General features: G+C 73.4%; 9 protein-coding genes and 1 pseudogene. 6 read left to right on the forward strand and 4 right to left on the reverse strand.

Annotated features, from left to right (window positions below):
• Positions 1-443: response regulator transcription factor (locus tag ABZ570_RS17605; RefSeq protein WP_358064048.1), on the reverse strand; the 443-nt coding region annotated here is incomplete at its 3' end.
• Positions 444-687: 244 nt separating this feature from the next.
• Positions 688-2,085, reverse strand: a complete 1,398-nt coding sequence (locus ABZ570_RS17610; protein ID WP_358064051.1) for a glycosyltransferase family 4 protein — start codon at positions 2,083-2,085, stop codon at positions 688-690.
• A 253-nt stretch (positions 2,086-2,338) separates the two neighbouring features.
• On the opposite strand from ABZ570_RS17610, the gene glgX reads away from it, so the two are divergent.
• The 3 genes and pseudogenes from glgX to bla all read left to right on the forward strand — a co-directional run bounded on the left by glgX (position 2,339) and on the right by bla (position 7,338).
• The gene (glgX, locus tag ABZ570_RS17615; protein WP_358064054.1) at positions 2,339-4,459 is read left to right on the forward strand and encodes a glycogen debranching protein GlgX; all 2,121 of its coding nucleotides are present in this window, start codon (positions 2,339-2,341) and stop codon (positions 4,457-4,459) included.
• Positions 4,460-4,601: 142 nt separating this feature from the next.
• A complete protein-coding gene (gene treZ, locus ABZ570_RS17620; protein WP_358064057.1) occupies positions 4,602-6,335 on the forward strand; it encodes a malto-oligosyltrehalose trehalohydrolase in 1,734 nt (577 codons plus the stop codon).
• A gap of 78 nt (positions 6,336-6,413) precedes the next feature.
• Positions 6,414-7,338: pseudogene (gene bla / locus ABZ570_RS17625) on the forward strand (class A beta-lactamase).
• A gap of 360 nt (positions 7,339-7,698) precedes the next feature.
• On the opposite strand, the gene ABZ570_RS17630 reads toward bla, so the two are convergent.
• Positions 7,699-9,177 (reverse strand): glutamate--cysteine ligase, encoded by a 1,479-nt coding sequence (locus ABZ570_RS17630; protein WP_358064059.1) that lies wholly within the window; start codon positions 9,175-9,177, stop codon positions 7,699-7,701.
• Positions 9,178-9,361: 184 nt separating this feature from the next.
• Here ABZ570_RS17630 and ABZ570_RS17635 point away from each other — a divergent pair, with 184 nt between their 5' ends.
• Complete coding sequence (locus ABZ570_RS17635) at positions 9,362-9,700, forward strand: DUF3817 domain-containing protein (protein WP_358064062.1); 339 nt, start codon at positions 9,362-9,364, stop codon at positions 9,698-9,700.
• A 20-nt stretch (positions 9,701-9,720) separates the two neighbouring features.
• Here the strand turns inward: ABZ570_RS17635 and ABZ570_RS17640 are convergent, their stop codons facing one another.
• Positions 9,721-10,278, reverse strand: a complete 558-nt coding sequence (locus ABZ570_RS17640) for a hypothetical protein (RefSeq protein WP_358064065.1) — start codon at positions 10,276-10,278, stop codon at positions 9,721-9,723.
• A gap of 141 nt (positions 10,279-10,419) precedes the next feature.
• Between ABZ570_RS17640 and ABZ570_RS17645 the strand changes: the two genes are divergently transcribed.
• Both ABZ570_RS17645 and ABZ570_RS17650 read left to right on the forward strand, forming a co-directional pair.
• Positions 10,420-11,544: a Vms1/Ankzf1 family peptidyl-tRNA hydrolase gene (locus ABZ570_RS17645; protein ID WP_358064066.1), complete on the forward strand. Its 1,125-nt coding sequence runs from the start codon at positions 10,420-10,422 to the stop codon at positions 11,542-11,544.
• On the forward strand, positions 11,537-13,300 hold the full coding sequence (locus tag ABZ570_RS17650; RefSeq protein WP_358064069.1) for a thiamine pyrophosphate-binding protein: 1,764 nt from the start codon (positions 11,537-11,539) through the stop codon (positions 13,298-13,300). The genes ABZ570_RS17645 and ABZ570_RS17650 overlap by 8 nt, the downstream gene beginning before the upstream one ends.
• Positions 13,301-13,482: the final 182 nt, after the last annotated feature.

Below are 13,482 nucleotides of genomic sequence, written 5' to 3' on the forward strand. Positions count from 1 at the left end.
CTCACCTCGCGGCCGGAGAGCCAGACCCGCCGGGCGTTGAGGTCGACCCGCAGGTTGCCGACCTCCAGGGTCGCCTCGACCCGGGGCGCGCGGGCGGTCCGGCGCATCACCGCCTCTATCCGGGCCTGCAGCTCCGCCATGGAGAACGGCTTCACGACGTAGTCGTCGGCGCCCGCGCGCAGCCCGGCCACCCGGTCCCGTTCCTCGGACCGGGCGGTCACCGCGATGATCCCGACGTCCTCGTTGCGGCGGCGCATCTGCCGGCACAACTGCAGGCCGTCGCGGTCGGGCAGGTTGAGGTCGAGCAGCACGAGGTCGACCTGACCGGCCGCGAGCGCCTCCGCCGCGGTCGCCGCCGTGACGACCGTGTGGCCCCGGCGGCGCAGCGCGGCGCCCAGCGCGGACGCGACTCGCAGATCGTCCTCCACCAGAAGCACGCGCACGTACGTCTCCTCGGCCGTCGTCGTTGACAGGTCCACGCGAGTCTGGCCGATGGGCACCGCTGCCACCAGCCTGGACTCAAGATCGTGACCGCAACATGACGTGCCTCGACCGTTCGGTCACCCGCACGCCGCCGCGCAACGGACGGACCCCCGTTCCGGGATTACGGTGTAACGGGCGGGCCTGTTCGTCGGCGCGGCGGGCGCCCGGGCGGGCGACCCGCACGAGGCCGCCCGGTCGGGGTGCTCAGCGCAGGCCGGCGGCGGCCAGCAGGTTGCCCTCCGACAGCGGCGGGAGCGCCCGGCCGAGGGTCATCCGCCGCTCGGCCCGCTCGGCCGTGAACGCGGCGTCCCGGGCGATGGCGGCCGCGTACGCGGCGGCGGTGCGGGACGCGATCGCCGACCAGGCGTACTGGTCGTGCACCATGGCCCGGGCACGCCGGGCGAGGGCGCGGGCCCGCTCCCGGTCCGACAGCAGCGCGTGCACCGCCTCGGTCAGCCCGTCCGGGTCCTGCGGGGCGAAGGTCATCCCGGTGACGCCCGGCTCGACGATCTCGGCGAGCCCGCCGGTCCGCGACACGGCGAGGGGAGCGCCGGCGGCGGCGCCTTCCAGGGCCACCATGCCGAACGGCTCGTAGATGCTCGGCACGGCGAAGCAGTCCGCCGCGGCCATCACCGCGGGCAGGTCGGTGCCGCCGAGGAAGCCGGGCATGGCCACCGTGCCGGCCAGGCCGAGCCGGTGCACCTCCGCCTCCAGGGCGCCCCGGTACGGGCCGTCGCCGACGATCACCGCGCGCAGCCCGGGGTGCCGCTCGCGCAGCGCCGGCAGCCCGGCGAGCAGGTGCTGCACCCCCTTCTCGTAGACCAGCCGGCCGGCGAAGGTGACCAGCGGGCCGTCGCCGGCGAAGCGGGCCCGGGCGGACGCCACTGCCGCCGCCGGCACCCGCCAGCGGTGCGGCTCGACCCCGTTGGGCACCACGTCGACCCGCGCGGTCGGCACGCCGAACAGCGCGGTCACCTCGTCGCGCATGTATCCCGAGCAGACGATCACCCGGCCGGACTCGGTGGCCAGCCAGTGCTCCACGCCGTGGATGGTCCGGTTCATCTCCTCGGGCAGCCAGCCCTGGTGCCGGCCGGCCTCGGTGGCGTGGATGGTGCTGACCAGCGGCACGTCCAGGTGCTCGCGCAGGGTCATCGCGGTGTGCGCGACCAGCCAGTCGTGGGCGTGGATCACGTCGTACCCGCCGGCCTCGGCGGCGCGCAGCGCGGCCCGGGTGAGGGTGTGGTTGAACGCCATCGTCCAGGCCAGCAGGGAGTCCGTGGCGAGGGGGAAGGTGACCGGGTCCTCGGCGGCGCGGACGATCCGTACCCCGTCGGCGTACTCCTCCAGCGGAGCGCCGTCCGCGTGCCGGGTGACGACAGTGACCTCGTGGCCGGCGGCGGCCAGGGCGACGGAGAGGGCGTGCACGTGGCGGCCGAGGCCACCGACGAGCACCGGCGGGTACTCCCACGACAGCATCAGGATGCGTCGCGGTCGGGCCGGCGTGCCGGGCTGCTGGGGGATGGTGGGGCGGGAGGTGAGGGTGGGGCGCTGGGTCCGGTCCGTCGCGGTGGCGGGCTGCTCGCCGACCCGCAGGATCGTCACATCAATCTCCGTCCATGCGTGCTGGGACGCGCCGGCGACGCTGACGGCGAGGAAGGTGCGGTGAGGGTGGCCGAGTGGCCGGGAGGAGGCGGGCGGGCGCACGCGTCCGACATCCAGGAAAGGCCATCCACCACGAACCCGCATCCCAAAACGGGCGATCGTGACGGACGACACCCGACGTTCGTCCCGATCCCAGCTGGGCGGTTGTCGGCTACCGTCCGAACGGGTGGGTTGGCGCGGCGTAAGGAGCGACATGCAGGTCTGGCCGGGCGAGAGCTACCCCCTCGGCGCCACCTACGACGGACTGGGCACCAACTTCGCGATCTTCTCCGAGGTGGCGGAGAAGATCGAGCTCTGCCTGTTCGACGAGGGGGACACCGGCGTCGAGCGCCGGGTCGAGCTGCGCGAGGTCGACGCGTACGTCTGGCACGCGTACCTGCCCGGGATCGGGCCGGGGCAGCGGTACGGCTACCGAACGCACGGGCCGTGGGACCCGGCCGACGGGCTGCGTGCCAACCCGCACAAGCTGCTGCTCGACCCGTACGCGAAGGCGATCGACGGCGAGGTCACCTGGGGCCCGGCCGTCTACGACCACGAGCCGGGCGGCGACCCGGACCGGATGTCGGAGATCGACTCGGCACCGTTCATGCCGAAGTCGGTGGTGGTGAACCCGTACTTCGACTGGGGCAACGACCGGCCGCCGCGCACCCCGTACCACCACTCGGTGATCTACGAGGCGCACGTGCGCGGGCTGACCATGCACCACCCCGACATCCCCGAGGAGCTGCGCGGCACGTACGGGGCGCTCGGCTCACCCGTCATGATCGACTACTTCCGGCGGCTCGGGGTGACCGCGGTCGAGCTGATGCCGGTGCACGAGTTCGTGCACGACCACCGGTTGGTCGACCTGGGCCTGCGCAACTACTGGGGCTACAACACCATCGGCTTCTTCGCCCCGCACCACGGCTACTCCGCGCTGGGCCGGCTCGGCCAGCAGGTGCAGGAGTTCCGCGGCATGGTCAGGGCGCTGCACGCGGCCGGCATCGAGGTGATCCTCGACGTGGTCTACAACCACACCGCCGAGGGCAACCACCTCGGCCCGACGCTCAGTTTCAAGGGCGTCGACTGTGCCAGCTACTACCGGTTGGGCGAGGCGGACCGGCGGGAGTTCGTCGACTACACCGGCACCGGCAACAGCCTCAACGTGCGCAGCCCGCACTCGCTCCAGCTGATCATGGACTCGCTGCGCTACTGGGTCACCGAGATGCACGTCGACGGCTTCCGCTTCGACCTCGCCGCCACCCTCGCCCGCGAGTTCTACGAGGTCGACCGCCTCTCCACCTTCTTCGAGGTGGTGCAGCAGGACCCGGTGGTCAGCCGGGTGAAGCTGATCGCCGAGCCGTGGGACGTGGGCCCCGGCGGCTACCAGGTGGGCAACTTCCCGCCGCAGTGGACCGAGTGGAACGGCAGGTACCGGGACACCGTGCGGGACTTCTGGCGCGGCGAGCCGGCCACCCTGGCCGAGTTCGCCTCCCGGATCTCCGGCTCCGCCGATCTCTACCAGGACGACGGCCGCCGGCCGTTCCACAGCATCAACTTCGTCACCTGCCACGACGGGTTCACCCTGCACGACCTGGTCTCCTACGACGACAAGCACAACGAGGCCAACGGCGAGGAGAACCGGGACGGCGAGAGCCACAACCGGTCCTGGAACTGCGGCGTCGAGGGGGAGACCGACGATCCGGCCGTGCTCGCCCTGCGCGCCCGGCAGCGGCGCAACTTCCTGGCCACCCTGATGCTCTCCCAGGGGGTGCCGATGATCGGGCACGGCGACGAGCTGGGCCGCACCCAGCGCGGCAACAACAACGCGTACTGCCAGGACAGCGAGCTGGCCTGGGTCGACTGGGAGCGGGCCGACCAGGAGCTGCTCGACTTCGTCCGGCGGCTCACCGAGTTCCGCAACCGGCACCGGGTGTTCCGCCGCCGCCGGTTCTTCACCGGGCTGCCGGTGGGTGGCCGGGCGACCGGCTCCGCCCTGCCCGACCTGGCCTGGTACACCCCCGAGGGCCGGGAGATGACCGGCGAGGACTGGGGCGACGACTTCGGCCGATCGGTGGCCCTCTTCGTCAACGGCGACGGCATCCCGGAACGCGGCCCGTACGGCCAGCGCCACCGGGACGATTCGTTCCTGCTGCTGTTCAACGCGCACGACGCGCCGCTGGACTTCACTCTGCCCGGGGCCGAGTTCGGGCCGCGGTGGGCACTGGCGATCAGCACCGCGGAGCCGGATCCGGAGCAGGCCCTGGTGGTCGAGGCGGGCGGGAGCGTCCGCGTACCCGACCGCTCGCTGCTGGTCCTGCAGAGGGCGGCCTGACCGCTTTCGTCGATATCCGTTCATCGTGTTACGGACATGTTCACCGGTCGGGTCTACAGTGGGTCTGAGCTGCTCCTTCATGATCTGTTGAGCACCGTCCCGTCGCCCTCCTCCCTCCCACCGATCCCGTGGAGGCCGCCGCATGACCGAGTTCACGGTGTGGGCGCCCGAAGCCGCCCGGGTCCGGCTGCGCCTGCCCGGCGTCGCCGACCACGACATGCGCCCCGGGCCGGGCGGCTGGTGGCGGGTCGAGGTGCCCGGCGCCGGACCGGGCACCGACTACGCGTTCCTGCTGGACGACGACGAGCGGGCGCTGCCCGACCCGCGGTCGGCCTGGCAGCCGGCGGGCGTGCACGGGCCGAGCCGCCGCTACGACCACGCGGCGTTCCGCTGGACCGACCAGGGCTGGACCGGTCGGCAGCTGCCCGGCAGCATCCTCTACGAGCTGCACGTCGGCACGTTCACCCCGGAGGGCACCTTCGACGCCGTGATCGACCGCCTCGACCATCTGGTCGACCTCGGCGTCGACCTGATCGAGCTGCTGCCGGTCAACGCCTTCAACGGCGAGCACAACTGGGGCTACGACGGCGTCTGCTGGTACGCCCCGCACCAGCCGTACGGTGGGCCGGACGGGCTCAAGCGGCTGGTCGACGCCGCGCACGGCAGGGGGTTGGGGGTGATCCTCGATGTCGTCTACCACCATTTCGGGCCCTCCGGGGCCTACGCGCCGGCGTTCGCGCCGTACCTGGCCGAGCGGACCAACCCCGGGGGCCGCGGCATCAACCTGGACGGCCCGCACTCCGACGGGGTACGCCGCTACATCGTCGACAGCATGCTGATGTGGCTGCGCGACTACCACGTCGACGGGCTGCGGCTGGACGCCGTGCACGCCATGCCGGACTCCCGGGCCCTCCACCTTCTCGAGGAGGTGGCGATCGAGGTCGAGGCGCTCTCCACGCACCTGGGCCGGCCGCTGTCGCTGATCGCCGAGTCCGACCTCAACGACCCGAAGATCATCGCCCCGCGGGAGGCCGGCGGGTACGGCCTGCACGCCCAGTGGAACGACGACGCCCACCACGCCCTGCACACCCTGCTCACCGGCGAACGGCAGGGCTACTACGGCGACTTCGGCTCGCTGGAGTGCCTGACCGACGTGCTGACCGGCGGGTTCTTCCACACCGGCACCTGGTCCGGCTTCCGCAAGCGGCAGCACGGCCGGCCGGTGGACCGGCAGCGCACGGCGGGACACCGGTTCGTGGCGTACCTGCAGAACCACGACCAGGTCGGCAACCGGGCCGCCGGTGACCGGATCTCCCAGACCCTCTCCGCCGGGCTGCTGCGCGTCGGCGCCACCCTGCTGATGACCGCGCCGTTCACCCCGATGCTGTTCATGGGGGAGGAGTGGGCGGCCGGGACGCCGTGGCAGTACTTCACCAGCCACCCGGAGCCGGAGCTGGCCGCGGCGGTGGCGGCCGGCCGCCACCAGGAGCTCGCCGGGCACGGGTGGCCGGCGGGCGAGGTGCCCGACCCGCAGGACCGGCAGACGTTCCTCCGGTCCCGGCTGGACTGGGCCGAGCTGGACAAGCCCGAGCACCGCGCGATGTACGACTTCTACCGGCGGCTGATCGCCCTGCGCAAGCGCCGGCCCGAGCTGTCCGACCCTCGGCTGAACCGGGTCGACGTGCGGCACGGCGACCAGTTCCTGGTGCTGCGCCGGGGCGAGTGCCTGGTGGTGGCGAACCTCGCCGGCAAGCCACAGCGGATCAACCTGCCCGGAGTGGTCCGCAACGTGCTGCTGGCCACCGGGGAGGGGGTCACCGTGATGCGCGACGGCATCGAGCTGCCGGCGGAGTCCGCCGCGATCGTCGCGCTGTAGCCCCTGCTCGATCTTGTTCTGGCCCGGCGGGGCATCGCCGGGCCCCGGCCGGTCGACCCGAAGGAAGGACCGACAAGGATGGCATCCCGTCCCGGCCTCGCGGCGGCCATCGTGCTCGCCCTCGCTCCCGTCGCCGGATGCACGCCCGGCGCCGCCCCCGGCGCCCGGTGGCGCCGCAGGGTCGGCGCCGGCCCCTTCGGCCACCGCGACGTCCGCCTCCGCCGTTCCGGTGGCCGGCTTCGACCGGCTGGAGGCCGAGTTCGACGCCCGGCTCGGGGTGTACGCCGTCGACACCGGATCCGGGCGTACCGTGGCGTACCGCGCCGACGAGCGGTTCGCGTACTGCTCGACGTTCAAGGCCCTGGCCGCCGCGGCGGTCCTGGGCGCGACGTCCACGGCCGAGCTCGACCGGATCGTCCGCTACTCGAAGACCGACCTGCTGACGTACTCGCCGGTCACGGAGCGGCACGTCGGCACCGGCATGACCCTGCGCGCGGTGGCCGAGGCGGCGGTGCGCTACAGCGACAACACCGCCGCGAACCTGCTGCTGGCGCGGCTCGGCGGTCCGGCGGGGTTCCAGCGGGTGCTGCGCGGCCTCGGCGACCGGGTGACCGAGCCGGCGCGGACGGAACCCGAGCTCAACGCGGCCGTCCCGGGCGACGTGCGGGACACCAGCACCCCGCGGGCGCTGGCCGGCGACCTGCGGGCCTACGCGGTGGACGACGCGCTGTCCGCCGAGGACCGCGCCGTGCTGGTGGACTGGTTGAAGCGCAACACGACCGGCGCGACGCTCATCCGGGCCGGTGCTCCGGCCGGCTGGGTGGTGGGCGACAAGACCGGGTCGGGTGGGTACGGCACCCGTAACGACATCGCCGTGGTGTGGCCGCCCGACCGCGCGCCGATCGTGCTGGCCGTGCTCTCCGGTCGCGCCGAGCGGGACGCGAAGAGCGACGACGGCCTCATCGCCCGGGCGGCGGAGCTGGCCCTCGCGGCGCTCCGCTGACGACCGATGGGCCCCGCGCACCCGCCCGAAGCCATTTGAGGGTGGGGTCGTGACTCGCTGTGAATCTCACCTCTGGAGGTGCTTATCTCACCCTCCGTGACAGCGCTGGGGTGCCCGAAGTACGGGGACTGTTGCCGCCCAAGCGCGTGACCAGCGGAGAGCCCTGAATCAAGGCCAGCGCGCCACCCTCCTTCACCCACCCTTTGCTCTGCAGCCATATGCGCAACAGTGAACCGTGCGTGGCTGTTGCGGGTATGGCTGCAGAGCAAAGTCACTGCGACCCCGTCCCGGGGACGGTGGGGGATGTGACACAGCGTGGTGACTCACCGTACGAGAGTCGGGGCTGGTGGCCGGCCGCCCTCAGGGGATCGGCCACTCGTGGACGGGGCGGTTGCTGTGCATCAGGTCCACGTAGTGGCGGACCACCTCGCGCAACGCCTCCGGCCGGTCCAGGTGGTCCGCCGACTCCAGCCGGTGCAGCGTCTCCACCTGCCAGGTCGCGCCGTTGCGGCCGGTCAGGCAGCGCTGCTCGACGATGCCGAGCAGCCGGTCGCGCTCGTCCGGGTCGAGCCCCCACCGGTCCAGCCCGTGGTGGGCCAGCGGCAGCAGCCGGCGCAGCACCAGCTCGGTCACCGGCAGGTAGCCCAGGCCGGGCCAGAACACCTGGGCCTCGATGCCGTACCGGGCACAGGCGGTGAAGTTCTCCTCGGCGGCGCTGAACGACATCTGCGACCACAGCGGCCGGTCGGACTCGGCCAGCGCGCGGACCAGACCGAAGTAGAACGCCCCGTTGGCGATGGTGTCCAGCACGGTCGGCCCGGCGGGCAGCACTCGGTTCTCCACCCGCAGGTGCGGGCGCCCCTTGAACACGTCGTACACCGGGCGGTTCCAGCGGTAGACGGTGCCGTTGTGCAGGCGCAGCTCGGCGAGCTTGGGTACGCCGCCGCTGGCCAGGGCCTCGCCCGGGTCCTCCGGGTCGCAGATCGGCAGCAGCGCCGGGAAGTAGCGGACGTTCTCCTCGAACAGGTCGAAGACGGTGGTGATCCAGCGTTCGCCGAACCAGACCCGCGGGCGTACCCCCTGGGCCTTGATCTCCTCGGCGCGGGTGTCGGTGGCCTGCTGGAACAGCGGCACCCGGGTCTCCCGCCACAGCTCCCGCCCGAAGAAGAGCGGCGAGTTCGCGCCGAGCGCGACCTGGATGCCGGCGATGGCCTGGGCGGCGTTCCAGTAGTCGGCGAACTGGGCCGGGCTGACCTGCAGGTGGAACTGGGTGCTGGTGCAGGCGGCCTCGGGGGTGATCGTGTCCGCGGTGACGACGAGCCGCTCCACTCCGCTGATCGAGATCCGCAGGTCCTCGCCGCGGGCGGCGAAGATCTGCTCGTTGAGCAGCTCGTAGCGCGGGTTCGCCGAGAGGGCGGCGGCGGTCAGGTGCTCCGGGCGCAGGGTCGGCAGGATGCCGATCATCACCATGTGGGTGCCGACCTCGCGGGCCTTCTCCTCGGCGGCGTTGAGGCTGGCCCGTACGTGCTCCTCGAACTGGGCGGTGCCGGTGCCGGTGAGCCGGCGCGGCGTCACGTTGATCTCCACGTTGAACTGGCCCAGTTCGGTCTGGAAGCTGGGGTCGGCGACCGCCTTCAGGACCTCCGTGTTGCGCATCGCCGGCCGCGAGTCGTCGTCGACCAGGTTGAGCTCGATCTCCAGCCCGGTCATCGGCCGTTCCACGTCGAAGCGGGACTCGCGCAGCATCTCGGCGAAGACGTCGAGGCAGCGCCGGACCTTCTCCCGGTAGCGGGCCCGGTCCTCGCGGCTGAAGGTGCGTACGCTGACGTCCTCGCCCATGGTCACCACCTTGTCACCGTTGGTCCCCCTAACCTCGCACGCCACGGCGGGGCGGGGAAGACCTGAAGGACGCTTTACTACCCACCCGCGGACCTGGTGATCCCCGTCGCGTCGGGCCCGTTGACCGCCCGGTCCGCCCGGGTTGGCTGGATAGCATGGCCGCACCGATCGTGGGGGAGTACGGATGCGCGAGAAGACGACCAGGCTGTTCGTGGCGGCGGCGATCGCCGAGGCGTTCTCCTGGGCGGGCCTGCTGGCCGGCATGGCGGTCAAGTACGGCCCGCCGCGCAACGAACTCGGGGTGCAGGTGTTCGGGCCGGTCCACGGTGCTCTCTTCGTGGTGTACGGCCTGCTCGTCCTCGTGGTGGCCCGGCAGCGCCGCTGGTCGCTCTGGCGCACCGCGGTCGCCCTGGCCTGCGCGGTGCCGCCCTTCGCCACCGTGCTGTTCGAGCGGTGGGCCCGCCGGCGCGGCCTGCTCGGCGAACCGGCACCGGTTGAGCGCCCGCTCACCCCGGTGGGCTGACCGAGCGCGCGGCGGAAACCTCAGGTGAGGGTCGCGCAGGCCGCGACGCCCAGCACCAGAAGCATGCCGAGCGCCGCCTGGAGCAGCAGCGGCGGGCCCAGGTGGGACCAGACCGTGGCGGTACGCGGGGTCAGCAGCTGACCGGTGGTCAGGTTGACGACTCGTTCGATCCGCGGTGGCAGGTCGGCGTCGTGCTGGGGGCGCAGGGTGAGTTGCAGATGGTCGCCGGGGTGCAGCGCGCTCTGCGGCAGGTGGCCGTGCAGCTCCACCTCCAGCAGCCCGCCCGCGACGTCCCGCAGGCGTACCGGGGTGACCAGGAACTCAGGCCCCTTCTTCAGCTCCTTGAAGCTGCGCCGGCCGCCCCGGCCGCCCCGGCCGGCGCTGCCGCGCAGGGCCCGCACCAGCCGCGCCAGCAGCCGTACCACGCCGGCGGCGGTCAGCACCCCCACCAGCACCGGCTGCCCCACGCGCACCTCGCGCGGGTAGCCCTCGAGTAGCCGGACCAGCCGGCCGGTGACGATCCGTTCGGTCAGGTGGACGACACGCCGGAGGGGGAGGTCGGCATCCATGCTCACCACCGGGAGTTCTTGTGCGTTCACGGATCGTATCCGCCCTCGGCGTTGAAGGTCGTGAATGAATAGCGGTCACGCCGCGGCCGGCTCAGGTGACATCCCCGGTGGCGCGGGTATGCGTGCGGCCGAGCTGGAAAGGGGTCGAGCATGCAGCTGTCCTTCCTGCGCCCGCTCTACGACCGTCCCGGGCCGTGGTGCTCGGTGTACCTGGACGCCTCCCGGGACACCCACGACTCCCGTCCCGCGGTCGACCTCCGCTGGCGGTCCCTGAAGGGGCACCTGCTGGAGCAGGGCGCCGACCGGGTGACCATCGACGCGGTCGAGGAGGTCGTCCGCCGGCACGACCCGATGCCCGGCGACTACGGTCTGGCCGTCTTCGCCACCCGGGGCCGGGTGGTGCTCACCGAGTACCTGTCCGCACCGCCGCTGCGGGATCTGGCGACCTGGTCCCTGGTGCCGCACACCATGCCGCTGGTCGCCCAGCGGGGCGAGCAGGTCGCCTGGGTCCGGGTGCTGGCCGACCGCAGCGGCGCGGACGCCGTCGCGGTCAGCGCCGGCGGGGTGCCCCGGCGGGCCCGGGTGAAGGGCCGGGAGAGCTGGCAGCTGCGCCGGGTGAAGCCGGGCGGCTGGTCGCAGTCCCGCTACCAGCGCGCCGCGATGGAGGCCTGGCACCACAACGCCGGCGACGCCGCCGCGGCCACCGCCGAGCTGGCCGAGAAGGTCGGCGCCGACGTCGTGGTGGCGGCGGGGGACATCCGGGCCACCGGCATGATCGCCGCCCAGTTGCCGGAACGCTGGCAGGACGTGCTGGTGCGTACCGACGCCGGCGCCCGTACCGGCGGCGCCGACCCGACCGCGATGGACGACCTCATGGTGCAGACCGTCGCCGAGGTCGCCGACCGGCGGATAGCCGCCGCGCTGGACCGGTTCGGCATGCAGGAGAACGTCGGGGCGGGCCTGGACGCGGTCGTCGCCGCCCTGCAACGCAACCAGGTGGACACCATGCTGATCGTGGACGACCCGTCCGCGGACGGCGAGCTCTGGATCGGCCCCGAGCCGACCGAGATCGCCACCGACCCGCGGCAGCTGGAGGCGATGTCGGTGACCGACCCGCAACGGGTCCGCGCCGACGCCGCGCTGCTGCGCGCGCTGGTCGGCACCGACGCCGAACTCACCGTGCTCGCGCCCGAGGAGGCACCGGAACTCACCGACGGGGTCGGCGCGGTGCTGCGGTACGTGGACGCGAGCACCCCCGGGCGGGGCAATGGCTGACCATGCCGTCGCGGACGTGGTCGTCGAACGGCTGCGCGCCTGGCACGTACCCCGGGTGTTCGGCTGCCCGGGGCCGGCGATCGCCCCCCTGGTGGCCGCGCTGGACGCCGCCGGCGGGGACCCGGAGTTCATCCCGGCCCGCCACGAGGAGACCGCCGCGTTCATGGCCACCGGCCACGCCAAGTTCACCGGCCAGATCGGGGTCTGCCTGGCCACCCAGGGTCCGAGCGCGCTGCACCTGCTCAACGGCCTGTACGACGCCAAGCTGGACAGCAAGCCGGTGGTGGCGATCGTCGGCGAGGACGTCACCGGGCCGCTCGGCGGGGCGCACGAGGAGATCGGGCTGAGCCGGCTCTTCGGCGACGCCTGCAACCAGTTCCTACGGTACGGTCGGCTGCCCGGACAGGTGTCGGCCCTGCTGGACCAGGCGCTCCGCACCGCGGCCGCGACCCGGAGCCCGACCTGCGTGGTCCTGCCGTACGCCCTGCAGGTGGCCACCGTGCCGGACCGGCAACCGCAGAGCGCCGGCGTGATGTCGGCCAGCCCGGGCGAGCCGCTGGCCCGGGTGCTGCCCCACGACGCCGACCTGGACGCGGCCGCCTCGCTGCTCAGCGCCGGCCAGCGAGTGGCGATCCTGGTCGGCCAGGGCGCGCACGGCGCGGCCGGCGAGCTCGTCACCCTGGCCGACCGGCTGGGTGCCGGCGTGGCCGCCTCGCTGCTCGGCAAGCCGGTGCTGGACGAGCGGCTGCCCTTTCACACCGGCGTGCTCGGCGAGGTCGGCACCGCCGCGGCCGCGGAGCTGATGGGGGGTTGCGACACGTTGCTGCTGGTCGGCACGAACGACCCGTGGACCGACTGGTTTCCGCTGCCCGGCCAGGTGCGCACCGTCCAGGTCGACATCGACGGCCGGCGGATCGGCACCCGGTACCCGGTCGACGTCCCGCTGGTCGGCGACGCCGCCGAGACGCTGCGGGCGCTGCTGGACCGGCTGCCGGACCGGCCCAACCAGCGGTGGCGGGGCGTCGTGGAGGGGTCGGTGGACCGGTGGCGGGAGGTCGTCGCCGCCCGGGCCGCCGCGCCGGCCGAGCCGGTCAACCCCCAGCTCGTGCTCCAGGAGCTCTCCGCCCGGTTGCCGCACCGGGGAGCTGTCGCCGTCGACGTCGGTTCGGTCATCTACTGGTACGCCCGGCACCTGGCGTTGCCGCCGGGCGTCCGGGCCCAGCTGTGCGGCACGCTCGGTTCGATGGGCTGCGCGCTGCCGTACGCGGTGGCCGCCAAGCTGGCCCGTCCGGACGAGCCGGTGGTGGCGCTGCTCGGCGACGGGGCGATGCAGCTCAACGGCCTGGCCGAGCTGATCACGGTGGCCCACCACTGGCGGCGGTGGCGGGATCCCCGGCTGGTGGTGCTGGTGCTCAACAACCGGGACCAGTCCGGCACGGGCGGCGGCCGGCGGGCCACCGGCGACCTGGGCGACCGCCGGCCCGACGTGCCGTACGCCGGGTGGGCCCGGCTGCTCGGTCTGCACGGCGTCCGGGTGGACCGCCCCGAGCTGGTCGGCCCCGCCTGGGACGAGGTCCTCGCCGCGGACCGGCCCAGCGTGCTGGAGGCCGTGGTCGACCCGGCGGTGTCGCTGGAGCCGCCCGAGCCGGCCCTGGCCGACCTGCGCTGGCTCGTCGCCGACGGGGACGCCGCGCGCCGCGTGCGGGAGCGGATGCTGGCCACCCGGACGGTGGTGGAGGCGGAGGACCGGGGGTAGCCAGGTCGTTCCCCGGCCGGGGATGGTGGCCCGTGACCGGCGATCCGCCAGTGGCATCAGCTCGACAGCGGGCAGCGGAGACCGCAGCGGGCGGCGGGAGATCACCCGCCGCCCGCCCGGCATGCCCCGGGTCCGGCCGCCGGCCCCCGGGTCCGTCGGGGCCGGCTCTCCGCCCGGCGGCG

Origin of the sequence: Micromonospora sp. NPDC007271 (assembly GCF_040634005.1) — a bacterium.
GTDB lineage: Bacteria > Actinomycetota > Actinomycetes > Mycobacteriales > Micromonosporaceae > Micromonospora.

Bases quoted from the DNA above. Each gene is read 5' to 3' on its own strand.
- glgX (WP_358064054.1), top strand. From the start codon at position 2,339: ATGCAGGTCTGGCCGGGCGAGAGCTACCCCCTCGGCGCCACCTACGAC.
- treZ (WP_358064057.1), top strand. From the start codon at position 4,602: ATGACCGAGTTCACGGTGTGGGCGCCCGAAGCCGCCCGGGTCCGGCTG.
- ABZ570_RS17630 (WP_358064059.1), bottom strand. From the start codon at position 9,177: ATGGGCGAGGACGTCAGCGTACGCACCTTCAGCCGCGAGGACCGGGCC.
- ABZ570_RS17635 (WP_358064062.1), top strand. From the start codon at position 9,362: ATGCGCGAGAAGACGACCAGGCTGTTCGTGGCGGCGGCGATCGCCGAG.
- ABZ570_RS17645 (WP_358064066.1), top strand. From the start codon at position 10,420: ATGCAGCTGTCCTTCCTGCGCCCGCTCTACGACCGTCCCGGGCCGTGG.
- ABZ570_RS17650 (WP_358064069.1), top strand. From the start codon at position 11,537: ATGGCTGACCATGCCGTCGCGGACGTGGTCGTCGAACGGCTGCGCGCC.